The organism is Micromonospora kangleipakensis, assembly GCF_004217615.1.
In the GTDB taxonomy this organism is placed as follows: domain Bacteria; phylum Actinomycetota; class Actinomycetes; order Mycobacteriales; family Micromonosporaceae; genus Micromonospora; species Micromonospora kangleipakensis.
Genome location: NZ_SHLD01000001.1, coordinates 1969575 through 1993438 on the forward strand (window position 1 = coordinate 1969575; position 23864 = coordinate 1993438).

Annotated in this window: 22 protein-coding genes; 12 read left to right on the plus strand and 10 right to left on the minus strand. The window is 73.2% G+C overall.

The features are described from left to right. Positions 1 to 14: 14 nt before the first annotated feature. Positions 15 to 1559: a gluconokinase gene (locus EV384_RS09620; protein ID WP_130332124.1), complete on the minus strand. Its 1545-nt coding sequence runs from the start codon at positions 1557 to 1559 to the stop codon at positions 15 to 17. Positions 1560 to 1822: 263 nt separating this feature from the next. On the opposite strand from EV384_RS09620, the gene EV384_RS09625 reads away from it, so the two are divergent. Beyond that, complete coding sequence (locus tag EV384_RS09625; RefSeq protein WP_130332126.1) at positions 1823 to 2995, plus strand: hypothetical protein; 1173 nt, start codon at positions 1823 to 1825, stop codon at positions 2993 to 2995. 4 nt (positions 2996 to 2999) lie between these two features. Here EV384_RS09625 and EV384_RS09630 read toward each other — a convergent pair whose 3' ends face one another. Further along, positions 3000 to 3443, minus strand: a complete 444-nt coding sequence (locus tag EV384_RS09630; protein WP_130332128.1) for a VOC family protein — start codon at positions 3441 to 3443, stop codon at positions 3000 to 3002. Between the two features lie 163 nt (positions 3444 to 3606). Between EV384_RS09630 and EV384_RS09635 the strand changes: the two genes are divergently transcribed. Then, entirely contained in the window at positions 3607 to 4932 is a 1326-nt protein-coding gene (locus tag EV384_RS09635) for a hypothetical protein (protein WP_130332130.1), read from the plus strand. A gap of 36 nt (positions 4933 to 4968) precedes the next feature. Here EV384_RS09635 and EV384_RS09640 read toward each other — a convergent pair whose 3' ends face one another. Then, positions 4969 to 5544 carry a hypothetical protein gene (locus tag EV384_RS09640; protein WP_130332132.1) on the minus strand — a complete coding sequence of 192 codons (576 nt, stop codon included), beginning with the start codon at positions 5542 to 5544 and terminating at the stop codon, positions 4969 to 4971. A 101-nt stretch (positions 5545 to 5645) separates the two neighbouring features. Then, a complete protein-coding gene (locus EV384_RS09645; protein WP_130340390.1) occupies positions 5646 to 6443 on the minus strand; it encodes a DUF2637 domain-containing protein in 798 nt (265 codons plus the stop codon). Between the two features lie 814 nt (positions 6444 to 7257). Here EV384_RS09645 and EV384_RS09650 point away from each other — a divergent pair. Then, entirely contained in the window at positions 7258 to 8436 is a 1179-nt protein-coding gene (locus EV384_RS09650) for a phosphotransferase family protein (protein WP_130332134.1), read from the plus strand. A 3-nt stretch (positions 8437 to 8439) separates the two neighbouring features. On the opposite strand, the gene EV384_RS09655 is transcribed toward EV384_RS09650, so the two are convergent. Continuing rightward, positions 8440 to 9300: an AraC family transcriptional regulator gene (locus tag EV384_RS09655; protein ID WP_130332136.1), complete on the minus strand. Its 861-nt coding sequence runs from the start codon at positions 9298 to 9300 to the stop codon at positions 8440 to 8442. A 218-nt stretch (positions 9301 to 9518) separates the two neighbouring features. Here EV384_RS09655 and EV384_RS09660 point away from each other — a divergent pair, with 218 nt between their 5' ends. The 7 genes from EV384_RS09660 (at position 9519) to EV384_RS09690 (ending at position 13376) form a co-directional block, all read left to right on the plus strand. Then, positions 9519 to 9698: a hypothetical protein gene (locus EV384_RS09660; RefSeq protein WP_207232274.1), complete on the plus strand. Its 180-nt coding sequence runs from the start codon at positions 9519 to 9521 to the stop codon at positions 9696 to 9698. 95 nt (positions 9699 to 9793) lie between these two features. Continuing rightward, the gene (locus EV384_RS09665; RefSeq protein WP_242623996.1) at positions 9794 to 9904 is read left to right on the plus strand and encodes a membrane protein insertion efficiency factor YidD; all 111 of its coding nucleotides are present in this window, start codon (positions 9794 to 9796) and stop codon (positions 9902 to 9904) included. A gap of 96 nt (positions 9905 to 10000) precedes the next feature. Beyond that, positions 10001 to 11017, plus strand: a complete 1017-nt coding sequence (locus tag EV384_RS09670; RefSeq protein WP_130332138.1) for a MarR family transcriptional regulator — start codon at positions 10001 to 10003, stop codon at positions 11015 to 11017. Next, positions 11014 to 11835, plus strand: a complete 822-nt coding sequence (locus EV384_RS09675) for a hypothetical protein (protein ID WP_130332140.1) — start codon at positions 11014 to 11016, stop codon at positions 11833 to 11835. The genes EV384_RS09670 and EV384_RS09675 overlap by 4 nt, the downstream gene beginning before the upstream one ends. Beyond that, positions 11832 to 12050: a membrane protein insertion efficiency factor YidD gene (yidD, locus tag EV384_RS09680; protein ID WP_130332142.1), complete on the plus strand. Its 219-nt coding sequence runs from the start codon at positions 11832 to 11834 to the stop codon at positions 12048 to 12050. Before EV384_RS09675 ends, yidD begins: the two co-directional genes overlap by 4 nt. Continuing rightward, a complete protein-coding gene (locus EV384_RS09685; RefSeq protein ID WP_130332144.1) occupies positions 11975 to 12712 on the plus strand; it encodes a hypothetical protein in 738 nt (245 codons plus the stop codon). Before yidD ends, EV384_RS09685 begins: the two co-directional genes overlap by 76 nt. Next, complete coding sequence (locus tag EV384_RS09690; RefSeq protein WP_207232275.1) at positions 12702 to 13376, plus strand: Fic family protein; 675 nt, start codon at positions 12702 to 12704, stop codon at positions 13374 to 13376. Before EV384_RS09685 ends, EV384_RS09690 begins: the two co-directional genes overlap by 11 nt. On the opposite strand, the gene EV384_RS09695 is transcribed toward EV384_RS09690, so the two are convergent. Both EV384_RS09695 and EV384_RS09700 read right to left on the minus strand, forming a co-directional pair. Beyond that, on the minus strand, positions 13354 to 14097 hold the full coding sequence (locus tag EV384_RS09695) for a YqjF family protein (protein WP_130332148.1): 744 nt from the start codon (positions 14095 to 14097) through the stop codon (positions 13354 to 13356). The genes EV384_RS09690 and EV384_RS09695 overlap by 23 nt on opposite strands. A gap of 46 nt (positions 14098 to 14143) precedes the next feature. Beyond that, positions 14144 to 14623 carry a winged helix-turn-helix transcriptional regulator gene (locus EV384_RS09700; protein ID WP_130332150.1) on the minus strand — a complete coding sequence of 160 codons (480 nt, stop codon included), beginning with the start codon at positions 14621 to 14623 and terminating at the stop codon, positions 14144 to 14146. Positions 14624 to 14986: 363 nt separating this feature from the next. Here EV384_RS09700 and EV384_RS09705 point away from each other — a divergent pair, with 363 nt between their 5' ends. Further along, positions 14987 to 16543 (plus strand): MFS transporter, encoded by a 1557-nt coding sequence (locus tag EV384_RS09705; RefSeq protein WP_207232276.1) that lies wholly within the window; start codon positions 14987 to 14989, stop codon positions 16541 to 16543. A 334-nt stretch (positions 16544 to 16877) separates the two neighbouring features. After that, positions 16878 to 20210, plus strand: coding sequence for a S8 family peptidase (locus tag EV384_RS09710; protein WP_130332152.1), 3333 nt, complete (start codon positions 16878 to 16880; stop codon positions 20208 to 20210). A gap of 42 nt (positions 20211 to 20252) precedes the next feature. Here the strand turns inward: EV384_RS09710 and EV384_RS09715 are convergent, their stop codons facing one another. The 3 genes from EV384_RS09715 to EV384_RS09725 all read right to left on the minus strand — a co-directional run bounded on the left by EV384_RS09715 (position 20253) and on the right by EV384_RS09725 (position 23766). Beyond that, positions 20253 to 20981: a tetratricopeptide repeat protein gene (locus EV384_RS09715; protein ID WP_130332154.1), complete on the minus strand. Its 729-nt coding sequence runs from the start codon at positions 20979 to 20981 to the stop codon at positions 20253 to 20255. Positions 20982 to 20996: 15 nt separating this feature from the next. After that, positions 20997 to 23117: an AfsR/SARP family transcriptional regulator gene (locus EV384_RS09720; RefSeq protein ID WP_165439901.1), complete on the minus strand. Its 2121-nt coding sequence runs from the start codon at positions 23115 to 23117 to the stop codon at positions 20997 to 20999. Between the two features lie 124 nt (positions 23118 to 23241). Then, entirely contained in the window at positions 23242 to 23766 is a 525-nt protein-coding gene (locus EV384_RS09725; RefSeq protein ID WP_207232277.1) for a sigma-70 family RNA polymerase sigma factor, read from the minus strand. Positions 23767 to 23864: the final 98 nt, after the last annotated feature.

The window sequence follows — 23864 nt, forward strand, 5'->3', positions numbered from 1 at the left end:
ACTGGGACGGGCGATCACACAGGAGCGGTGGGTGCTGGCTCCGGCGGCAGGCTCGGCGCCAGCCGTCGCAGCGACGCGAACGTCGGAACGAGCGCGTCGTACAGCTCGGAGAAGAGCGGCAGCAGGGCCGCGTAGGTCGCCGCCGAGGCCGGGTCGGGGCGTACCGTCTCGTCGATCTCCACCAGGTCGGCGGCGACGTCGATCGAGTCGATCAGGCCGAGGGCCTGCATGCCGAGCAGCGCGGCGCCGAAGCTGGACCCCTCGTGCCCGGCGGGGAAGCGCACCGGCATGCCGAGCGCGTCGGCGAGGATCTGCCGCCACAGCGGGCTGCGGGCGAAGCCGCCGCTGGCCCGGATCTCCCGGACCTCGTTGCCGGCCGCCCGCACCGAGCCCAGGACCAGGGCGAGCTGCTGGCAGACCCCCTCCAGCGCGGCCCGGACCAGGTGCTCGCGCCGGTGGCCGTGGGTCAACCCGACGTACGCGCCACGGGGCAGCGCGCTCCAGTGCGGCGCCCGCTCGCTGAGCAGGTACGGCAGCATGATCAGCCCGCCGGAGCCGACCGGCGCCCGGGCGGCCAGGTCGAGCAGCTCCTCCTCGGCGTGCTCGCCCAGCTCGGGGGCGAGCGCCTCGCCGGCCCACTGCAGCACGATGCCGCCGTTGTTGATCGCCCCGCCGACCACCCAGCGGCGCTCGGTGAGCGCGTAGCAGAACACGCCGCCGAGCGGGTCGACGGCGGGCCGCTCGACGGCCACCCGCATCGCCCCGGAGGTGCCGATCGAGCAGGCCACCACGCCGGGCTTGACGGCGCCGAGGCCGAGGTTGGCCAGCGGGCCGTCGCCGGCGCCGACGACGACGGGGGTGGTCGCGGGCAGGCCGGTCGCCGCGGCCGCCTCGGCGGTGAGGCCGGGCAGCACGGTGGTGGTCGGGACCAGCTGCGGCAACTGCTCCTCGGTGATCCCGGCGATGCGCAGCGCCTGCGCGTCCCAGGCCAGCTTGTGGATGTCCATCAGGCCGGTGGCGGAGGCGACCGAGTGGTCGATGACCAGCGCCTCGGCGAGACGCAGCAGCACGTAGTCCTTGATGCCGACCCAGTGCGCGACCCGCTCGAAGAGCTTCGGCTCCTGCTCGGCGTACCAGACCAGCTTGGGCAGCGGCGCCATCGGGTGCACGGGCGTGCCGGTGCGGCGGTGCAGGGCCAGCCCGGACGGCGCGGCGCGCAGCCGCTCGGCCTGGGCACTGGCCCGGGAGTCCGCCCAGGTGATCGACGGGGTGAGCGGGGTGCCGTCGGCGGCCAGGCCGATCAGGCTGTGCATGGCGGTGCTGAACGACAGCCCGGCGATCGGCTCGGGCAGCTCGGCGACCACGGACCGGACCGACTCGACCACCGCGTCGAAGATCAGCGCGGGGTCCTGCTCGGCGTAGCCCGGGTGCGGTTCGTCGAGCGGGTAGCCGACCGAGTGCGCGGCGAGCTGCCGCCCCTCGGTGTCGTACGCGACGACCTTGGTGCTGGTGGTGCCGATGTCCACGCCGACCACGACGGTGGAGGTCGTGTCGCCCATCGGTTCACCTCCTCGCCCCGAGGGCCACGGCGCACCCCGGCTTGCGGCTGACGTTACCGACGCCGTGACCCCCTCGCACGGTGAAGCGGCCCGACCCGGCGTACCCGGTCCGGCCCAGGAATCGACGCAGCGGATTCCGCCTATCGTGCGGGTCAATCCACCGATCGGCCAGATTAATGACTTTCGCGTGTCTTTTCGGTCTTCCGTCGTAGTTGATGTGAATGACACCCCGATTGGTGGACTCGCGCGGCGGAGGAGTCGGCGTGGCGAAGACTGATTCGACGGGTTCCACATGGCGGTACCGGTGGGCGTACCGGCAGAACGAACGGCGGCAGCGGGCCTTCCGCGACGCCGACGAGGCGTGGCGGCGGCGCGACGACGAGCTGCGCCGGCTGCGTGCCCTCGCCGGCTCCTTCCAGGGATCGGTGGAGGCCGGCGTCGGCCTGCCGATTGAGCTGGCCCCCGGCGAGGTCGTCTTCTGGACGCTGCCCGCCGCGCAGCTGGTCGAGGTGCGGCACACCGCCGTGCTGCCGGCCCCCGAGCTGACCATCGACCCGGACCCGCTGGCGGTGCGCCCGCGCCGCCCGGAAGGCCTCAAGGTCACCGACGCGGGGCTCGCCGTCCTCACCAACCGCCGGCTGGTGCTGCTCGGCGGGCGCGGCCGGCGCGACTGGGCGTACGGGCGGATGACCGGCCTGGCCCACGACCCGGCGGCCCCGGTGACGCTGATCCAGGTGCTCGACCGGCGGCGCACCTCCGGGCTGCTGCTGCCGACCGGCGCGGTCGCCGACTTCCGGTTCAAGCTGACCCTGGCCTTCGCCGACGCGATCGAACAGCGCGCCGCCGTGGTCGCCCAGCTCGACGAGCTGATCGCCGAACACACGCAGACCCAGCCGTTCCGGCCGGGCATCGTCACCCCGGCGCAGGCCCGGTTCAGCGCGCGGGTGCCGGGCGGCCGGCGTACCGTCGCGGTGGCGGCGGCCCTCGCCCTGGTCGTGCCGGCGATGCTCTTCGAGTCCGACCCGCCGGTGCGGCCCGGCTCGGACGTCGCCTCCGCCGCCACCCCGGCGGCCACCGCGACGCCCACGCCCCGACCGGTCGCCCCCGTAGTGCGGGTCGAGACCACGATCGCGCCCAAGCCCCGGAAGCGGACCGGCGCCGCGCCGACCCCCTCGCAGTCCCGTACCGCCGCGCCGCAGCTCGCCGGCGAACGCCGCTGCGGCGCCCCGGCGAACCCCTTCGGGTACGACTACTGCGGCGGCTCCCGGATCCGGAAGCCGGCCGAGCGGATCTGCGACTACTTCGAGTGCGTCCCGGGCTTCTGGTCCGGCCGCGGCTACGTCGTGCAGTGCCGCGACGGGATGCTCAGCCTCACCGGCGGCCAGGCGACGGCCTGCGCGGGCCGCCAGGGCGTCCGCCGCACCCTCTGGACCTGACCCCCTACGACTGGCCTCGGCCGCCGAAGTCGGGGACGGTGAGCGTGCCGTCCTCGGCGAGCGGGAAGCCCGGGTTCCAGGCGACCTCCCACAGGTGACCGTCCGGGTCGGTGAAGCAGCCGGCGTACCCGCCGTAGAAGGTCTCCCGGGCCGGTCGGGTCACCGTCGCCCCGGCCTCCGCCGCCTCGCGCAGGACCGCGTCGACCTCCTCGCGGCTGCGCACGTTCTGCGCCAGGCCCAGCCCGCCGAACCCGTCGCCGCCCCGGTCGGTCAGGCCGGCGTCGTCGGCCAGCTTGTCCCGCCCCCAGAGCACCAGGGCCAGCCCGCCGGCCTGGAAGAAGACGGTCTCCTCGACCTCCTGGCCCCGCCAGCCGAGCCGCTCGTAGAAGGCCCGGGCCCGGGCCAGGTCGGTCACCCCGAGGGTGACCAGGCTGATGCGTTGCTCCATGTCTTGACCGTATCGACTCGTCCCGCCGGGGCTCGGGCCAGCGCCGCCACCCGTCCGCCATCCACCGTTCGACCGCCATGAATCCACCGAACCGGCCCACGGCGATGGCGTGTCCTGCGGCGGCCCGGACGGTTGTACCAGGCGGACGCGGAAACCCCTCGCGATGAGAGGCGACACGGTGGCGGCGACGGACGGCACAGCCTCGGGCTGGCGGACCCGGTGGGCCAGGCGGGAGAACGAGCGGCGGCGCACGGCGTACGAGGCCGCCGTGGCGGCGTGGCGACGACGCCAGGACGAGCTCCGACAGTGCTGCGACCAGGCCGAGGAGGCCGAGGAGCCGGCGGAACCGCCGGTGGGACTGCCCGTGCCCCTGGCGCAGGACGAGGTCGTGGCCGCCGTGCAGCCCGCGGCGGAGCTGATCGAGGTGACGGCCCGGCACACCACCGGTCTGCCCGCGCCCGAGCTGACCGTCGTTCCCGTCGAGGAGACCGCCCGGAAGCCACGGCTGCCGAAGGGCGTGGCCGTGGTCGACGCCGGGATGGCGGTGGTGACAAACCGGCGGCTGATCCTCGTCGGCCGCGGCGGGACCCGGGAGTGGGCGTACCCGGAGGTGGCCCGGGTGGCGCACGATCCCCGTGAGCCGTTCACCCTGCTGCACCCGCACGACGCGGGCGGGATCGGGGGAGTGCGGGTACCCCGGGCCGCCGCGTCCGGCTTCCGGCTGCGGCTCACCCTGGCGTACGCCGAGGCGACGGGAGCGCGGGACGCGCTGCTGGACCGGCTCGACGAGGCGGTGGTGGCGCACTGGCGCAGCCGGCCCGCGGAGCCGGCCGCGGCCACCCCGGCCGAAGCCCCGGTGGTCGCCCGGCTCGCCCGCCCGGCGCTGGTCGCCGCCGTCGCGGTGCTGGTCGCCGTGGCAGCGGTCTCGGGCGTGGTCCGCCGGTCCACAGCCGACCGGCCGGTGGTCGGGATGCAGGTCGACGGCGGGACCGGTCCGGCCGTGGCGGACCCGAGCGCACCCTCGACGTCCGCCTCCATCGGCGCGCCGATCACGTCCACCGGGCCCACCACCGGCCCCCTGCCCACCGGCACCGGCGCGCCCGGCAGCCCCGCGCCCGGCACCGCGCCGGCGGCACCCGGCTCCGGACCGGCCACGTCGGGCGCTCCGGGCCCGACCTCGGGCGGGTCGCGGGTCACGCCCTCGAATCGGCCGACGCCCGGCGGCACCGGTCCGAGCACCGGCTCGCCGAGCCCGACCGCGGTCGACTTCTGTGGCGCCCCGGAGAACCCGTACGGCTACAACTACTGCGGCGGCTCCTACATCGACGACCCCGCCCCGGACGTCTGCGACTGGTTCGACTGCGTCGACACCCTCTGGGACGGCAAGGGCTACCTGGTCCTGTGCGAGGACGGCCTGATCAGCATGACCGGCGTCCAGAGAGGTCCCTGCGCCGACCACGGTGGCACCCGGCACCCGGTCTACGTCTGACCGGTTTCCCGGGCAGGGGCCGTCGACCCCGTCGGCTCAGGGCGCGGGCTGCCGAACCGGAAGCAGCCCACCGAAGACGAGCGCGGCGCCGACCGGCAGCAGGTCCAGGTCGACCCCGATCGCGACGAAGCCGACCAGCACCAGCGCCGGCGCCCAGAACGGCAGCAGCCGGGGCCGGACGACGGCGGCCCGGACCAGGAGCGTCAGCAGACCCAGCTGGAACAGCGCCGGGCCACCGATGAGCACCAGGTCCGGCGTCGACACCGCCTCGGCGAAGCGCGGGAACAGGTCGCCGAGGATCACCCAGCCGAAGGCGGTCGCGCCCATCAGCCCGGCCACGGTCGCCAAGTCGGTGAGCACCCGCTGGCGGGGCGAGGTGGCGAGCAGCCGGCCGCGCAGCCCGACCATGAACACGGCGAACAGGACGATGCCGAGCAGGAACAGGGTGTGCCCGGCCAGCCAGGGCCACCCCGACTTGTCGCGGTACCCGTCCAGGCCGTCGAGCAGGCGGAGGACGCCGTAACTGAAGAGCAGCAGTGACGCGGTCACGGCCGTCGGCCGCAGCCAGACGTACGGGGCGGGGGCGGTCGCGCGGGAATCGGTGGTGATCATTGCGTCAGCCTGGCAGCGCAGCCGGGTTGGAGCATCGGGGTCTTTCCCGTAGCGATCCCGGAGGTCCAAGCCCCGACACGGTCAGGAATCACGCCGGACAATCACGGTGCGGGGTCGGCGGGCGAGAGACCGGCCGGTCGCGGCGCGGGTGCCGAAGGCCGCTGGGCGGCGGATGGCGCGGCCGTCACCTGGTCCTGTCGTAGCAGTGCCAGCAGAGCCGAGATGCGCGCGTTGCGCACGGCGTGGCCATCGCGTCTCAGCTGGTCGGCCAGGGTGTCGCGGGTCAGCGGCAGACCTTCGCACTCCAGTGCTTTCCTGGCGGCCCGAGCGACCGGTAGGAGATCGTCCATCGTGGCGTCTGGCGGCGCTGTGCGGCGTGGGGAGAGCGACGCTGCGCTGCTGTTCCGGTCACCGTCTTTCGATACGGCGACGCCACCGGCGCGTCCATGATCGTCCCCATGGCGACGGGGACGATCTTCGGTGCTGCGCCGTGGGCGGGCGCCCCGTCCCGCGACAACGGGTCCGTCCCCGCTGCCGGTGGGGACGAGGGCGCCGCGGTGGGGACGGGGCATGGCAGCTCGATTCAGGGCGATCTTGGTCATGACCAGAAAGCCGAGCGCGGGCAGGGCGGCGGCGATCCACCCGATGACGGACTGTTCCGCTTCCACGACCTGCGCGGCGATGGACAGGGTGACCGCACACATCAGGACGGTGGCGGGGAACCTGGTCGAGGCGTGCTGGCGTTTGCGGTAACGCAGCTCCAGCCCGGCAGCGATGGACATCAGCTCCAGGACGATGGCGTCGGCCCAGGCGAGCCAGCCGTCCTGACCGTGGGAAGCGGCGACGTTGTGGACGTGGGTGAAGCTTGCCGCCCCAGCGGCGCCACCGATCGTGAGCATGATGACGATCTGGGTGAGGTTCTCGGCACGCGATCCGCGTGAGGGCGGCACGTCGAAGGAATCTGCGCCAACGGGGACGCTGTGCTGCTGGTCAGCCGTCGCGGCTGTGGGTGGGGCCATAGGACTCCTCGGATCGGGAGGGACAGGGCATGAGCTGACGGGCTGACATCACAGCGGTGTCCCCTCCTGGTCGAGTCGTCGGCAATCGCAACCTGCCTACCTATGGATGCTCGTTGCGGTGCGTCTTGTCAAGGCACAGTGCTAGCCGGATGGCACGTCGCTGCCGCATGATCACGGTCGCAGTGTGACCCCCTTGGGGAGTAGCCCTCACAGGGCAGTCGGAGCGGGTCACACCTCGGCGGCGATGGGTAACAATGCAGGTCACGGCGCTGACAGGCGGCCCCAGCGCCCTCGTTTGGGGGCTCGTTTCGCGAACTGACCCAAACGCTGACGGAAACGAGCCCCCAAACGAGGGCCCAAACGCACACCGACATCAGGGCTGACAGTGGCCATGCCCTACGGCAGCCGGAAGGCGACGCCGGCCGCCCCCGGACGCATTCCATCAACGGCACTGCGGCCAGCACGCCGCCACCGGCCGCCGGCAGTCGCGGCACTGCTGTCAGGCCGTGTCAGGCCCTGTCAGGCAACGCGCCCATCATGGTCAGCTTCCAGCCCCGGGGCCGTCAGGTCATGTCAGGTCGCGATCGATGCCGCCGCCTTGAACCGCCGCGCGCGGCGCAGCGCACGGGTCATGCCGGCGGCGTTGACGCGATAACCACTCGCCCGCAGGTTGCGCCAGCGCTACCGTCCCGGCGTGTCCCGTACCCTGACCCTCGTCCTGGTCGACCCCGCCGGCCAGCCATTGGGCGCCCTCCCCCCTTACGACGTGCCGGAGCCGTGGTGGCAGGAGGTCGGCTCGGTGGTCGCCGAGGCGCGACGGCGGCACGCCCTCGACGTGGCGGTGCTGCGGCTGCTCGCCGCCGACCGGCCCGAGCCGCCCGGCGGCCACCTCACCTATCTCGGCCAGGTGGCCGAGCGGCCGACCGTGCCGCTGGACCTGGTGTCGGTGGACCTGTCGCCGCACCCGCTGCGCGCCCCCTGGGCCGAGCCCGGCGGCCCGGCCCGCAGCCTCGCCTGGGCCACCGCGCAGCTGCACCGGCTCGGCCGGCCGGCGACCGTCGTCGCGCAGCAGCGCACCTGGAACCTCTCGGCGATCTGGCGCCTCGACGGCGACCACGGCACCGCGTGGCTCAAGCAGGTGCCCGACTTCTTCCGGCACGAGGCCGCGGTGCTGCGCTGGCTCGGCCACACCGCGCCCGGCACCGCCCCGACCCTGCTCGCCGACGACGGGTCGGGGCGAGTGCTGCTCGACCACGTGCCAGGGGAGGACCGCTACGCGGCCGGCGTCGAGGAGCGGGCAGGCGTCGCCGCCGACCACCATGCCATCCAGGTCCGCGCCGCCGACGATGTGGCGGCGCTGGTCGCGGCCGGCGTACCGGACCGGCGAGGGCCGGCCCTGGCCCGGTGGATCCGCGCGGCCCTCGCCCCGCACGACGTCTCCACCGTGGACGGCCTGCTCGCCGGCCTCGACGACCGCCTCGACGAGGTACGCCGCTGCGGGCTGCCCGACACCCTCGTCCACGGCGACCTGCACCCCGGCAACGTGCGCGGCGACGGCGAGCGCCGGGTGATCATCGACTGGGGTGACGCGTTCGTCGGGCACCCCGCCTTCGACATTCTGCGGCTCACCGAAGCCCTCGACCCGGCGACGGCCGGCCCGCTGCTGGCGGCGTGGGCGGCCCGGTGGCGGGCCGACGTGCCCGGCTGCGACCCGGAGCGGGCAGTGACGCTGCTGCGTCCGGTAGCGCCGCTGCGGCTGGCGGCGGTGTACGCGATGTTCCTCGCCGGCATCGAGCCGAGCGAGCACCCGTACCACGCGGGCGACGTGCCGGCCTGCCTGGACCGGGCCGCCGCGGAGGCGAAGCGAGACTGACGGTCAGGCCCGCTGCACCGGGATCCACAGCTCGGCGTCGGCCTGCCTGCCGTCCGCCGACACCCGGACCTTCGAGATCTCCGGGCCGGGTCGGGTCTGGTACGGGTTCGAGGGGAACCACTGGGTGAAGACGTCCCGCCACAGGTACTGCAGCGTCTGCGGGAACTCCCCCGAGGAGTCGAAGACGGCCCAGGCGCCCGCCGCAACCGGCAGGCTCGCCATGTCCTCCGGCGCGTCGGCGCCGGTCACCACCCCGTGCCAGTAGTCCAGCTCCGTGCCCTCCGCCCGGCTGCCGGCGAGGTCGTCGCTGACGTTCACGATGCCCCGCGGCTCCTGGTCGGACAGCGCCTCCATCCGGCGTACGGTCTCCTGGTCGATGCCGCGGACGAACGCGACGATGGCGGGGTTCATCCCCTCGTGGACCAGGGGGACGCGGGCCTTCCGCCCGACCAGGCGGAACTCGTCCTTCTCCACGATCCGGTATCGCATGCTGGTGTTCCCTTCGACGACGAGTCGGAAGGACATCCGGGGCTGGGCGCGAAGCGCCGCCCTCGTACGCCGGGCTTCGCTCGGCCCGATGCCGTGCACGGCGCGGAAGGCCCGGGCGAACGCCTCGTTGGAGCCGTACCCCCAGCGGACCGCGATGTCGAGCAGCGACTCCTCGCCGGCCAGCACCTCCGCGCCGGCGACGGTGAGCCGCCGCCGCCGGACGTACTCCGACAGCGGGATGCCCGCGAGGGCGGAGAACAGCCGCCGGAAGTGGTACTCCGACGTGACCGCGATCCGCGCCAGCTCGACCACGTCGACCGGCTGGTCGAGGTGCCGCTCGATGTGCTCCATGGCCTGGTTGAGCCGCTCCAGCACCCGGTGCTCCTTCCTGTTTCCACCACCGACGCTAGGCGCCCGGGTGATCCCCGACCCGACATCCTGAGCCCGGCGCGGTCGGTTGCGCTCTGACCGACCGGTGGCGGAAGTGTCGCCGAGACGTGACGAACAGCACCAGGACCCCCCTGCGTTGCCCGTCGTTGGGCTCTTGAGCGATGGCTGGCAGAGCGGCACGCCATCGTCGAGGGGGCCGAAAGATGGATGAGCACGCCGAGTGGGACGACCTGTGCGAGCGCCGGATGGCGGAGCCGGGCGCCGCAGAGGCGTACGAGGCCGCCCGGATCGCGTTCGAGCTGGGTCGTGCGGCGCGGAAGTTGCGGGAGCACACCGGCCGGATCGCTCTCCGCCGGCGGGCGGCTCGCCCGTCAACACGTTGAAGCCGGGAGACGTGCTGGCTCGTGCCACTGGTGCACCGGCTCGGGCGACGCAGAAACGAAGCGCGTCGGTCGGGCTGTGACGCGTCGCGTACGGGTTGGCGGCGCTGGAGCGGTACGGCCTCGCGGTGGGTGGGCGGATGGCCGCCGACCGGGTGCGCCGTTGCCGGCCGGGCGTGCCGCTCGGCACCCACGACCCGCTGCGCTGACCTCGGTTGCCGCGGACGGCCCGACGGCTGTCCACCCTGACATGCGCCCTTCGGATTTCCGTCTGTGTTATAAGCATTATCTGAGGAGGTCGGGTGATGCTTATATCGACGGCTGCTTGGCGGGCTCTGGTGGATGCCGGCCTCACGGTCATCCCGCTCGACGCTGAGCACGTCGAGCTGCAGCGCGGGGCCGCCCAAGCTGTATTGAGAGTGGTCAGCTCCTCAGCCGTCCTGAACCCGAGCGACATCGCCGCCTTGCGAACCCAGCATCGGCAGCCGGTCCTGCTCATTGTGCCGTCGGCGACGCCTGCTGTCCGAGCAGCAGTCGAGGCCGCTGGCTGGTCCTGGCTGGTTGATGCCGGTCGCCAGGTCAGCGGCCTCCTGTCCATGGCAGGTCACCCGTTGCCCATCGGGAGCCGGGACGCTGATGCCCCGCCTCGCCGCACCAGACCAGGTCGCGTGCCGTGGGGCACGTTCACCCTGTTGCGACGACTGGCAGACCACCCGTGGGCCACGCAGCAGCAGTTGGCTGCGCTTGCCGGTGTCTCCCAGCCTCGCGTGTCACAGGCCCTTGCCGCGTTGGCTGACCAAGGTCTGGTTCATCGCACACCGGCTGGTTGGGACGTCACCGACATTGACGCCGCCTTCCAATGGTGGCTGCACGCGTACCCGGGGCCAGGTGGTTTACGAACCCTCTGGTATGGCTTGGAGCCGCCGGTGGAGCAGGCGGAGACAGTCATTGGCCTGCTGACGAACGGCGATCATGGACGGACCGCCGTGTCCGGTGACGTCGCGGCCGACTTCATCGCCCCATGGCGAAGCCCGCGCCGAGCGATCGTCTATGCCCAGACCGGCTTGGACCTGACCTCTGCGGGCCTGACACCGGCCGACGAGGATGACGCGACGTTGGAACTCATCGTGCCCAAGGACCCTGGAGTTTGGCCCTGCCCGGCGGTCCAAGTGCAGCCCGAAAGCATGCCATTGGCAGACCTGTTGCAGGTCCTCTGGGATGTGTCGCGTACGCCGGGCACTGACACAGACGAGGCAGTACAACACCTTCAGCGAGTGATGCGTGAGCGTCGTGAACGAGTACGTAGGAGCCAGGTGGCATGATCGGGCACACTTCAAGTGACCCGATTCCTTCCCGACCCGACGCCCTCGCACTGACCTCGACAAGCCGCGCGGCCGACGCAGGTTTTCTGGCACTTGCCGACATGTCGTCGATCGCCGCAGAGCTGCGGTTGGATTACCGAATCGTCGGCGGTCACATGGTCACCCTGCTGACCGCAGCACATGGCGTCGCCGGGCAGGTACCGATGCGTGAGACTCTTGATGCCGACTTTGCCGCTCTGCCGACTGTCATCGCAGATCCCCGGCTTCTCCGCGCTCTGGCCGAGCGCGGTTACCAACGCGTGGATGCCGCCAATCGCTTTGTCCGCGACCGCCGCGACGACCTCGGCCCACTGAATCTCGTGGTTGACATCCTTGCCCCGTCCTACCAGAGCACGCTGGTGCCGAACCAACGTCATGGCGACCTCGTCGTAGACGAGGTGCATGGACTTGTCCTCGCGCTGAATCGTCCAGCGACCCTGCTCCACCTGGACGTTCGGCTGACAAGCGCCGACGAGCTGTCCCTGCGGGTGGCGCTTCCCGACGTGGCGTCGGCGCTGTGCGTGAAGGCGCTGGCGTACCGGGGCCGCTTCGCCGGGAAGGACGCCATCGACCTCTGGCGTCTGCTCAATGCGGCATACGTCGCAGGGCTGAGAGTGGAATCGTGGCCAACCAGCGTCACGGGCCGCGACGCCGCTCAGATACTTCACCGCTTCTTCGGGGCTCCCGGCGCAACCGGCCTCAAGCAGGTGTCCGCCAGGTCCGCAGACCGGACGCGTATGCAGGCGTTGGTGGGTCGTATCGTCGCCCGGCCAGAATGAGCGTGCCCGGCCAGTGTCGCTACAGCCTGACGTGCAGCGGGTACGGGCTGGCGGCGGTGGAGCGGTACGGTCTCGCCGTGGGTGGGCGGATGGCCGCCGCGCAGCACCCACGACCCGCTGCGCTGACCGGGGAGTTGACATGCTGGATGCGGAGACCCTCGCCGCGATCGACGCCCGGATCGCGGCCCGGCGGCCGATCTTCCCGTGGTCGTTGACCTGGGCGGAGGTCGACCCGGCCCGGCACCCGTTCGACCCGTCGACCGTCCCGGACGTGGTCCGCGGCCTGCCGGCCGCCGCCGCGGTGCCCGGCCGGGGCGGCGGTGACCGGGCGTGGGAGGTGCCCGGCGGTGATGAGTGGGCCGACGCGGTGAGCTTCGGCCTCGTGGACCGGTACGGCCGGTGGGCGTGCGGTTGGCGCTACAGCGTCGGCGAGGGGGACTTCGACTGCGGCCCGGTGGGTGCCTGGTGCTGCCCCAACCACTCGATCACCACCCCCGACGCCACCCTCGCCCTCGTGGCGGAGTCGCTCGTGGAGTGGCGGCGCTGGCTGGAGGACCTGGCCGAGCGCTTCGACCGGTTCCTGCCGCTGGTGACCGGTGACGACGCGGAGGTGTCCCTGGACGCGTGGGAGCGGGCCGTCGTCCACGTCGTCACCGTCGTCGTGGACCGCACCCAGGCGGAGAGCGCCTGGTACAACCACTGCAAGCAGGTGCTGGGCTGGTTCCTCACCGTCGCCGGGGTGCCGGACGACCGGCACGATGCGCTCATCGACGCCGCCGTCGGCGGGACCTTCGCCAGTTGGGTCGCCCCGTCGAACCTGGCCATCGGCGAGCTCGCCGAGCGGCTGGCCGCCGAGGTGGCCAACCGTGCGCGATGACCTGCTGACCTGGTGCCGGGTCCGCGAAGAGGTCCGCTGGGCGGCGGCGGCCCGCCCGGTCGGCGGCCCGGTCGCCGGTCGCCGCGACGGGGTGGTGGACTTCGTCCGCGGCCCGGTCGCCGCCCGCGACCCGGCCCGGGCCGCCCGGCTGCTGCGCGCCGTCGGCCGGGCGCGCGCCGCCGCCACCGCCGGCGAGGAGCTGTCGTACGAGCTGCTGGCCGGCTGGCAGGCCGACGTGCTCGGCGTACCGGAGGTGGGGTTTCGGCGCGGGCCCGCGTACGCGAAGGGCGGCCGGGAACGGTACGACCTGGCGCCGGACACGCCGGCCCGGTTCCGGCGCTGCCTCGCCCAGGCGGCCGAGCCGGACGTGCCGCTCGCCGCGCGGGCGGCCCGGGCCTACCTGGACGTGGCGTTCTTCCACCCGTTCTCCGACGGCAACGGGCGGGCCGCCATGCTGACGTTGGACTTCGTGCTGCGGCGGGACCGGGTGGTGCTGGACCTGGCCGCCCCGGCGCTGGTGGTCGTCCGCCGCGCCGACGACCCGGGCGGGGCGGCGGACCTGGCCCGGCTGGTCGACGTGCTGATCACCGCCACCCGCCGACGTGCGGGGGACGGAGGCGGTCGCGCGTCGGCTCGGGCGGTCAGCGGGGTCGGCGCAGGGTGACCGGTGGGCCGAACCGGACCGGGACGCCGGGGGAGTAGAGCACGCTCGCCGGCGGTTCGGCCGGCGGCGGCAGCCCGGCGGCGGCGACCAGTTCGTCGTCCAGGTGCAGCAGTTCGGCCCGGTGCAGCGGCCAGCGGGGATGCCAGTTCGGCAGGTGCAGTGTGCGCCCGTAGGCCCGGGTGTGCAGTCCCCAGCGGGCGGTGACGAAGTGTTCCAGCGGGGTCGGGTCGGCGATCGGCTCACCCACCCGGACCACCATCCGGCTGGTCGCGCCGACCGGGCCGGGCCAGCGGCGCCGGCAGCGGTAGGTCCAGCATTGGCCGTCCCGGTCCATCCGCATCGCCGACCATTTGTACGGCAGCCGCACGCTCAGCTGCGCGACCAGCACCAGCACCAGCCGGGACGCGTCGAGCGAGCGGAATACCACGGCCCGCCGGCCGGTGCCGTCGACCGAGTACAGCCGGACGTTGGTCTCCCAGAAGCTGCCGAAGTACGGCACTCCCGGTCCCCGTCCGAGGCCCAGCCCGACCATCCGGAAACCGGTCAGGCCGACGTAACTGACCCCGTCGAGCGTGTCGGGTCGGGTGCCGACGGGCAGCAGCGGCGCGACGACCTCCGGCGGCACGGCCCAGTGCACGAAGGTGAGGTTCCGCCAGCGTTGCCGCAGGACGGCCCAGGGGAACGCCCGCTCGGGCGCGGCGTCGACCGGCTCGATGTCCACGTGCCCATCCTGCCCGCACCGGTCGACGGCGCATGTCCGCCGGTCGTCAGGTGCTGCGGATCAGGCCCGGCCCGGCGACGATGTCCACGTCGCCCTCGTTGACGTCGTGGCCCAGCTCGCAGCGGAGCACCGGCCGGACGCGGTGGCCGCACTCCCGGTGGGTGGAGAGGACGGGGGGACCGGCGTCGTCGGCGGCCCAGGTGTCGCCCCAGTTGCGCAGCGCGGTGATGACGGGCAGCAGTTCGCGGCCCTTGCGGGTGAGCTGGTACTCGTGGCGGGTGCGCTGCCCCGGCTCCCGGTAGGGCACCCGTTCGAGCAGGCCGGCGGCGACCAGCTCCTTGAGCCGGGCCGCCATGGCGGGCTCGCCGAGACCGACCCGGTGGACGAAGTCGTCGAAACGGCGCGTACCGAGCAGGGCCTCACGCATGATGAGCATCGCCGACCTGCTGCCGACGATGTCCATCGCCCGGGCGATCGAGCAGTTCGCCATCGACCAGGCGTCCCGGTCGTCCCGTAGATCCGTCATACCGGCCAGCCTACGAGCTGACTTGCGTTGACGCCAGTCAGGTGCTTCACTGGGTGCCTGGCTGGCTTGCTTCTACATAAGCTAGCTCGCCGACACTACTCCGCAGACTGGATCGACATGGACATCTCGGCTGCAACCGCCCTGGTCACCGCCGCCAACCGTGCCTTCGGCCGGGCCGTCGCCAGCGAGTCCTCGCCGACAACCTGAGCCGCGACGTGCGCCGCAAGCGTTCCGGCGGCGTGGCCGCGCTCTACCCGCAGCTCCCGTGACCGCCGCCCCTCACCTCTCGCCGTGCGCCACCGGCGCGGGAAGCACCGCCTTCCCCGCCGGCGCCACCGCGGACCGACCCCTCCAGGAGTCCACGTGACCGACCAGCGAACCCTGCCCCCGACCGGGCCGGCCACCACCCAGGGCGCGTCGGCGCCGCCGCCACCCGTCCGCCGCGGCCAGGTGGCGACCCTCGTCGCGATGTGCCTGGGCGCGGCGATCACCTTCCTGCAGATCACCGCGACCGTCTCCGCCCTGACCACCGTCCAGCGGGACCTGCACGTCGAGCCGACCACCCTGATCTGGATCCCGAGCGCCTACACCCTGGCCGTGGCGAGCCTGGTCCTCTCGGCCGCCACGCTGGGCAACCGTTTCGGACGCAAGCGGATGTTCGGCGCCGGCGTCGCCGCGATGATCGCCGGCGGGGCCGTGCTGGCGCAGGCCGGCACCCCGGCCTGGGTGATCGCCGGGCAGCTCGTGGCGGGCATCGGCGGGGCGCTGATCCTGCCGAACAGCCTGGCCATCCTCGGTGCGACCTTCACCGACCCGCACCGGCGCACCGAGGTCATCACCGCCTGGTCGGCCGCCTCCGGCATCGGCCTGGCGGTAGGCCCGCTCATCGCCGGGGCGCTGCTGCGGCAGCACCACTGGCACACCGTCTACCTGTCCACGATCGTGCTGGGAGTGGTCACCCTCGTCGTCGCCGCGGTCGGCGTGGCCGAGTCCCGGCAGGGCACCGGCCGACTCGACGTGCCGGGCCTGCTGCTGGCCACCGTCACCATCGCCGCGTTCGTCTACGCCCTGATCCGGTCCGGACGTGACGGCTGGACCAGCCCGCCGGTGGTCACCGCGTGGCTCGGCTCCGCCGCCGCGCTGGTCGGGTTCGTCCTGGTCGAGCTGCGCACCGCCGCACCGATGCTCGACGTGCGACTGTTCCGGTCGGCCTCGTTCAGCGCCGTCATGGTCGTCGCCGCGGTGTCGCTGTTCGGCTTCACCGGCGTGGCGATCCTGCTCGTCCTGTTCCACGAACGCGCCCAGGGCCTCAACCCGCTGGACACGGGCTGGCGGATGCTGGTGCTGTTCGGCGTCTACGCGCTCGCCGCGTTCGGCGCCGGGCGGACCATCCGCCGCACCGGCTTCAAGGCGCCGCTCACCGCCGGTCTCCTCCTCGGCGGCCTGGCCAGCCTCGGCCTGGCCGCGCAGGGCCCGGCCACCACGTTCGGCCAGCGCTGGCCGCTGCTCGCGCTCTTCGGCGCCGCCTGCGGTCTGGTGGTTGCCCCGGCGACCGCCGCCGCGCTGGCCAGCGTCGCGCCCGCCCAGGCCGGCATGGCCTCCGGGGCGGTCAACGCGGCCCGCCAGGTGGGATCGGTACTCGGCGCGTCCCTGCTGGGCACCCTGCTCACCACCCGGCTGCTCGCCGAGCTGCCGGAGCGGCTCGCCGCGCACCAGGTCGCGGAGCCGGCCCGCGGCGCGGTGCAGTCGGCGGTGGCCGCCGGCACCAGCGGCACCCAGCCGCTGCCCGATCCGGTCCGGGCGGCGCTCGCCGAGGCGCTGACCGCGGGGGTGCAGGCGGGGCTACGCGTGAACGCCATCGTCTTCCTCGCCACCGCCGTGCTCGCTCTCGCTCTCGTCCGCAACCGGCCGCACCACTAGGTCGACCGCTCATTGGGCGGCCGGAACGCAGGGCAGCCCATCGACGATCACCGGACGCACCGGAAGTGCCGAGTGATGGACGATCAGGCCGGGCAGCCGTGGCCTGGCCATCCGCGGCGGCAAGAACCAGCGATTTCGCGAGCATCGGGCTCCTCGGCCCGCTCGGGTGCGCGGGCAGGCACGCAGATGTGTGGATGGGGCTCGGCGGTCCAGACGTGCGGGCCCCGCCCCGCACCGGTTCAGCTGCAGTGACCCAGGTCACTCGGGATGAACTTTTACTCGCCGGTCGCGTCCGGAGCACCTGGATAGCTCTCGCCTTCATCCAGGGAGAATGATGCGTTCAGTTCGCAAGTTATCGGCGCTGGCACTGGTGGTGCTGGGCGTCTCGGCGGTGGCTCCGGGCGGTACGCCCGCGTCGGCGCAGCCCCGGGCCGCGAAGCCGGCGACCACACCCGCGGTCGCGTCCAAGCCCCGGACGGTCACTCTGCTCACCGGCGACACCGTCCACGTCAGCACTAGGGACGGCCAGACGGCTGTCGACGTCGTGCCGGGCAAGGGACGGGAACGGATCCCGTTCATCACCCACAGCGCCGGCGAGGACGTGCGGGTCATCCCCGCCGACGCCGTCGGCCTGCTCAACCGGGGCAAGCTCGACGAGCGGCTCTTCGACATCTCGATGCTGGTCGGCTTCGGCTACGACGACACCCGGGCCACCCTGCCGCTCATCGTCAAGCACAGCGGCGCCGCCCCCGCCGGCCTCGCCGGTGCCCGGACCACCCGGAAGCTCTTCGGGGCCAGCGCTGTCGCGGAGAGCCGCGCGGACGCGGTGTCCTTCTGGAACAACGTCACTTCCGCCGCGAGTGGCACCGAGCGGCAACTGCGGGCCGGGTTCGACAAGATCTGGCTCGACGGGCTGCGCCGCCCCACCCTCGACGTCAGCGTCCCGCTGACCGGCGCGCCGCAGGCCTGGCAGGCCGGCTGGACGGGAACGGGGGTGAAGGTCGGCGTGATCGACACCGGCATCGACCAGACGCACCCCGACCTGGCCGACCGCGTCGCCGCCGCGGAGAACTTCACCTCGGACCCAGACACCCTTGACCGGGTCGGCCACGGCACCCACGTCGCCTCCACCATCGCCGGCACCGCGGCCGCGTCGCAGGGCCGTTACAAGGGCATGGCGCCCGGCGCGACCCTCTACAGCGCCAAGGTCTGCGTCGAGGATGGCTGCCCGGAGTCGGCGATCCTGGCCGGCATGACCTGGGCGGCGCAGCAGGGCGTCAAGGTCGCCAACATGAGCCTCGGCGGACCGGACAGCCCGGAGACCGACCCGATCGAGGCGGCCGTGGCCGACCTCACCCACCGCTACGGCGTGCTCTTCGTCGTCGCCGCGGGCAACAGCGGCGAGGCCGGCGAGTCCACGGTGAACTCGCCCGGCAGCGTGACCGAGGCGCTGACCGTGGGCGCCGTGACCAAGACGGGCTGGCTGGCCTCGTTCTCGAGCCGTGGTCCGCGCGCGAGCGACGCCGGCATCAAGCCGGACATCACCGCGCCCGGCGTCGGCATCCTCGCCGCCCGCAGCTCGACCTCCGGCCTGGAGCCGTACTACGAGAACCCGCAGTACACCAGCCTCAACGGCACCTCGATGGCCACGCCGCACGTGGCCGGCGCGGCGGCGATCCTGGCCCAGCAGCACCCGGACTGGGCGCCTGAGCAGATCAAGTCCACGCTGATGGCAGCCGCGCAGCCGAACGCCGCCACCGGCGTCTACGAGCAGGGCGCGGGCTTCGTCAACGTCAGCCGGGCGATCCAGCAGACCGTCACGACGAGCCCGGTGAGCGTCGCCTTCGAGCGGACCGCCGCGGCGCAGCAGCGCACGATCACGTACGCGAACAGCGGCTCCTCCGCCCTCACTCTGGCGGTGTCTCTCGACGCCAAAGACGCCGACGGCACCCCGGCGCCGGCCGGCCTGTTCAGCCTCAGCGCCTCCTCGGTGACGGTCCCGGCCGGCGGCACGGCCACCGTGACCGTCACCGTGCAGGCCGGAGCCGACCTGCCCGACCGCTACTTCGGCGGTGAGGTGACCGCCACCGGCGGCGGCGCGCAGGTGCAGACCCCGGTCGCGCTCGACATCGCCCGCAGCGAGCTGACCCTCAAGCTCGTCGGGCCGGACGGCGGAGCGCCCACGCCCGAGCAGGGCTGGGTGACCATCCTGACCGACCTGGACCGGAATGGCATCCTGGTCTTCGACAACCCCGCGGTCACCAAGCACCGGATCCGTCCGGGCCGTTACCTGGTCCAGACCTACCTGTTGACCGGCGACCCGTACCTCCCGCACGTCGCTTCGCTGATGCGCCCGAGCCTCGACCTGACCACGGACCAGGCGCTCACCATGGACACCCGCCTGGCGAAGCCGATCGCGGTGTCGGTGCCGAACCCGAAGGCCACCGCGGTTCATCAGGAGTTCGGCTGGACGATCCGGATTGAGCAGCCGCAGATCTGGGGCAGCAACGACCCGTTCGGCGTGCTGATGGGCATCCCCTTCGACCACCTGCGAACGGCGCAGATCGGGGCCGGCGAGACGACCGGCTTCGTCTCCTACGTGAACGGGATGTGGGGCCAGGTGCGCCAGGGCAGCCTGCACAACAGCCCGTACGTCTACCGGGTCTACCTCTACGAGCCGGAGAAGATGATGACCGGGCTGACCCGCAAGCTGGGCGCGGACGACTTCGCCACGGTCCGCTCCCAGATCAGCGCGGACGTGTCCGGCGTGCCGGTGTCGCGGACCGCGGTCGCGCACGCGCCCGGCAACTCGCCGATCTACCGGGACGAGCGCAACGTCCCGCCGAGCTTCAGCTACGACGTGCCGAGCACCATCACGGAGTACTACAACCAGGACAAGCAGGCGGTGTGGCAGTCGACCTCGGCCCAGCTGAGGTACACGTACTACCAGTCGGCGTGGACCAGCTTCCAGCCCGGGCGCACGTACACGGTGAAGTGGGCCAACGCGGTGGCCGGGCCGGTCTTCCCGGAGCCGAACTTCGGCCAGCAGTTCGCCACCCGCTACTGGGGCGACCTGATCGGCGGGCCGGGGCCGCTGCACGGCGACGGCACCGGGCACATGGGCTTCCGGCACGTCCGCGGCGGTAGCGTCGAGGTGAACCTCTACCGCAACGGGGTCAAGGTCGGCGACGCGAACCAGGCGCCCTGGGCGTGGGAGGTGCCTGCGGAGCCGGGTGACTACCGGTTGGCCGCGACCTTCCGCAGCGACCCGGCGTTCACCCTGTCGACGGTGGTCGACGCGGAGTGGACCTTCAAGTCCGGGCACGTGGGCGACGGCGAACTGGTGAAGCTGCCGATGACGGCGATCCGGTACACCCCGGAGCTCAACATCAACAACCGGGCGCCGGCCAACCGGCTGTTCGCGATCCCGGTCTCGCTCGACCGTCAGGTCGGGGCGGCGCCGGGCCAGACCAGCGCCTTGACCGTCGAGGCATCCTTCGACGACGGCAAGACCTGGCAGCAGCTGACCGTGCAGCGGTCCGGCGAGAAGGCGGTCGCCTGGGTGCACAACCCGGCCGGCACCGGCTTCGTCTCGCTGCGGGCCGCCGCGACGGACACCAGCGGTAACACGGTCAAACAGACCATCATCCGCGCCTACCGGTACTGAGGGTGAGCCCTGGACGCGGCGCCCACCGGCGCCGCGTCCGGGTCACCGGTGCCAGCGCAGCCGGTCGCGGATCCGCCGGGCCATCGGCGAGTCCGTCCCGTCGAGCTCAGCGAGGGCCTCGCTCCACGCCTGCCCGGCCAGGGCCGGGTCGCCGTTGGCGGAGTGGAAGTCGCCGATGGAGACCAGCACCTCCGCGGTGTGGTGGGGGGCCCGGGCGCCGCGGAAGGTGTCGATCGCCTGCTGCCAGATCGCCATCGCGTGCGGAAGGTCGTCGATCATCGAGTACGTGTGCGCCAGCCAGGCCTGGGTGGTGCCCACCCCGTGCAGGTCGCCGAGGGCCTCGAACTGCCGCCGCGCCTCGACGAACATGCCCAGCGCCTCGGCGTGCCGGCCGAGCCAGCCCTGTGCCCGCGCGATGGCCAGCAGCGCGTTGGTGGCGCCCCGCACATTGCCCTCGGCGCGAAAGAGCGCCCGCGCGGCCTCGGCATGCCGGATCGCCTCGTGGTAACGCCTCTGGTCCAGCCGGATTTCGGCGATGTTGTTCTCCACGTGGCCCTGCTCGGTGCGCCGGCCGAGCCGGTCGAAAAGCGCCCGGGCGTGCTGCAGGTGCGACAGCCCGCGGTCCAGATCGGCCAGGAAGTAGCAGGCGCCGGCGAGGCTGCGGTGCAGCAGGGCCTGGGCGGCGGGGTCGTCCCCGGTCGCGGCGAGGCCGGTGCTCACCGCCGCCGCCCACTGCGTGAACTGCGCGGTGTCCTGGAAGAAGTTCTGCATGGCCAACGCGATCTGCTAGGCCGTGCGAGGCCGGCCGCGCTCCTTGGCCCGCGCGACGATGTCGGTCAGCACCCGCTGCTCGGCGGCGAACCAGGCCATCGCGTCGGCCCGGTCGGTGAAGCCGCGCCCGGTGACCCCGCGCTCGGACGGCTCCGGCTCCGGCAGCGGCACCTGCGGCAGCAAGGGCAGCTGCGCCGCGTACGCACTGAGCTGGTAAAAGTCGTAGACGCGCTCGATGGCAGCCTCCCGCTCGGCCGCGTCGTCGTGCTCCTCCCCGAGCTCCACGGCATAGGCGCGCAGCAGATCATGCATCCGCCACCGGCCGTCGCCGGGCTGGATCAGCAGCTGCGCCCCGAGCTCGGCGAGCAGGCCGCGGGCGGAGCGCGGGGACAGGCCGCCCAGGGCGGCCGCCGCTTCCGTGCTCAGCTCCCCGGCCGGGTGCAGGGGCAGCAGCCGGAAGAGCCGGGCTGCCTCGGGAGTCAGGGCCCGGTAGGACCAGGAGAAGATCGCCTCCAGCTCGGCGTGTGCGTCCCCGAAGCCGGCCAGCCGGCCGTCGGCCTCGGCCAGCTCACCGGCGACCGCGGGAAGGCTGAGCCCGGGCCGGCCGACGGTGCGGGTGGCGACCAGCGCCAGGGCCAGCGGCAGCCGGCCGCACCGCGCGATGATCTCGTCGACGGCGGCCGGGTCGGCGGCCGCCGCGTCGCCGAGCCAGCGGGTGAGCAGCTCGCGGGCCTCGGCGTCGGTCAGCAGGTCGAGGTGCAGCGGGTGGGCGCCCGCCGGGCCGGCCCCGCCGGTGATCCGGCGGCGGCTGGTGGCGATGACGAGACTGCCGCCGGTGCCGGGCAGCAGGTGCCGGATCTGGTCCCAGTCGCGGCAGTTGTCGAGCAGGATCAGCATCCGGTGCTCGGCCAGGATGCTGCGGTAGAGGCCGGCCTGGGCGTGCAGCTCGGCCGGGATGGCGGCCGGCGCGACCCCGAGGGACCACAGGAAGCCGCGCAGCGCCTCGGCCGGTGTCATCACCGAGTCGCCGGAGTCGAAACCGCGCAGGTCCGCGTGCAACTGCCCATCGGGGTAGCGGGCGGCCAGCTGGTGGGCCAGGTGCACCGCGAGGGTGGTCTTCCCGACGCCGGGCATTCCGTCGATGACCAGCGCGGTGGTCCGCCGGTCTGCGGCCAGCAGCTCCTCCGCGGCGGCCACGACGCCGCGGCGGCCGGTGAAGTAGGGGTGGTCGGCCGGCAACTGCGCCGGCGGCTCGGCCCGGGGCGACTGCGACAACTCCAGCTCGGCTGGCGGCCATAATTCGGCCTCCCCGCCGCTAGGCGGCGCTCCGGGCCGAATGAAGGCCGGTCTGACGCCGCGCCGCGACCTGGAGTCGTTGGCCGGGGCGTCGTGATCGAGCAGGCTGTCCCGGGCCGCGCGCAGGTCGCCGCCCGGCTGGATGCCGAGCTCGTCGGCGAGCCGGTGCTCGATGTCGGCATAAGCCGCGAGGGCCTCGGACCGGCGGCCGTCCGCGGCGAGCGCGAGCAGCAGCCGCGCCTGCAGTGCCTCGTCCAGCGGCTCGCATTCGGCGGCCAGCCGGATCGCGGGCAGCACCAGGTGGACGCACCCGGCCCGCAAGGCGGCGTCGGCCGCCGCCCGGACGGCCGCGAACCGCTCGCCGTCGACAGCGACGAACTCCGGATGGGCCCGGCCGCCGGCCTGCAGGCCCGAGGCGCACCGGTCGCGCCACAGCGCCAGCGCCTCCCGGTAGAGCTCGACGGCCGGCTCGCCGGAGCTGTCACCGGCCTGGGCGACCAGGCGCCGGAAACGCAGCAGGTCGAGCGACTCCCCGTCGATCCGCAGCCGGTATTCGGCGCCGTCGCGGATCAGCACCGAGCCCGCTGCCCGCGTCGGCAGGCCCGGCTCGAAGCGCCGCCGGAGCATCCCGACGTGCCGGTGCACCACATTGACCGCGCTGGGTGGGGGGTCGGACTCCCAGAGCAGGTCGACGAGTTCGGCGACGCTGACCGCGCCGCCGGCCCGGGCGAGCAGCAACGCCAGGATCAGCCGCTGCTGCCGGGTGCCCAGGTCGATTTCGGACTGGCCGCGCCAGGCCCGCACCGGGCCGAGAATGGCGAAAGAGAGCGGGCTGGTCATCTTGATGCGATTTATACAGGGCTGGTTGCCACGATCGCTATAGCATGCCAGGGCCGCGGGCGCGTTGCGGCAATGTGAGCTTCGACTCAGCTTCCGGATCGCCGGCCGCCGGAGTCCTCCCTGCTCAGGCCGCCTCGAGGCCGGTGCGCAGGGCGCGCAGCGCATAGTGGGTCCGGGACTTCACCGTGCCGATCGGCACTCCCAGCCGGCCCGCGACCTCTGCCGGTGACCGCCCGATCAGGTAGACCTCGGAGAGCAGACTGCGCTGCGCCGGGCTCAGCCGGCCGAGCGCGTACCGGATGGCGTGCGACGCCAGCGCGGTGCCGGTGGTGTCGTCACCAGCGGGAATCCAGGTCATGTCGACGAGATGGACCTCGGCCGGACGGTTGAGCCGCAGCCGGACAGCGTCGATGACGAGCCGCCGGCCGACGGTGAAGAGCCACCGGCGGGCGGCATCGGGCTCGGCCGGCACCGAGTCGAGGTGCCGCCAGGCCCGCAGCATCGTCTCCTGGAGCAGATCCTCGGCGGTCTGCCGCTGGCCGCGGGTCAGCACGAGCAGGAGACGCAGCACGGCACGGGCGTGGTCCGCATGCAGCGCGGTCATGCGCTCGGCCCGGCCGGCCGGTGATTCGTCGGGTGCCCGCAGCACGGTATTTCCCCCAGAGGCAGGAGCAACAGTGAATGCGGCACGAGCCTAGGGACGATCGATGCGAATGGACTGACGCGTAAGTGCGGATCGAGTGCCGT

Bases quoted from the DNA above. Each gene is read 5' to 3' on its own strand.
- EV384_RS09685 (WP_130332144.1), top strand. From the start codon at position 11,975: ATGCTGGATGCGGAGACCCTCGCCGCGATCGACGCCCGGATCGCGGCC.
- EV384_RS09710 (WP_130332152.1), top strand. From the start codon at position 16,878: ATGCGTTCAGTTCGCAAGTTATCGGCGCTGGCACTGGTGGTGCTGGGC.
- EV384_RS09635 (WP_130332130.1), top strand. From the start codon at position 3,607: ATGAGAGGCGACACGGTGGCGGCGACGGACGGCACAGCCTCGGGCTGG.
- EV384_RS09620 (WP_130332124.1), bottom strand. From the start codon at position 1,559: ATGGGCGACACGACCTCCACCGTCGTGGTCGGCGTGGACATCGGCACC.
- yidD (WP_130332142.1), top strand. From the start codon at position 11,832: ATGAGCGTGCCCGGCCAGTGTCGCTACAGCCTGACGTGCAGCGGGTAC.
- EV384_RS09640 (WP_130332132.1), bottom strand. From the start codon at position 5,544: ATGATCACCACCGATTCCCGCGCGACCGCCCCCGCCCCGTACGTCTGG.
- EV384_RS09670 (WP_130332138.1), top strand. From the start codon at position 10,001: ATGCTTATATCGACGGCTGCTTGGCGGGCTCTGGTGGATGCCGGCCTC.
- EV384_RS09720 (WP_165439901.1), bottom strand. From the start codon at position 23,117: ATGACCAGCCCGCTCTCTTTCGCCATTCTCGGCCCGGTGCGGGCCTGG.
- EV384_RS09645 (WP_130340390.1), bottom strand. From the start codon at position 6,443: ATGCTCACGATCGGTGGCGCCGCTGGGGCGGCAAGCTTCACCCACGTC.
- EV384_RS09715 (WP_130332154.1), bottom strand. From the start codon at position 20,981: ATGCAGAACTTCTTCCAGGACACCGCGCAGTTCACGCAGTGGGCGGCG.
- EV384_RS09700 (WP_130332150.1), bottom strand. From the start codon at position 14,623: ATGACGGATCTACGGGACGACCGGGACGCCTGGTCGATGGCGAACTGC.
- EV384_RS09660 (WP_207232274.1), top strand. From the start codon at position 9,519: ATGGATGAGCACGCCGAGTGGGACGACCTGTGCGAGCGCCGGATGGCG.
- EV384_RS09675 (WP_130332140.1), top strand. From the start codon at position 11,014: ATGATCGGGCACACTTCAAGTGACCCGATTCCTTCCCGACCCGACGCC.
- EV384_RS09630 (WP_130332128.1), bottom strand. From the start codon at position 3,443: ATGGAGCAACGCATCAGCCTGGTCACCCTCGGGGTGACCGACCTGGCC.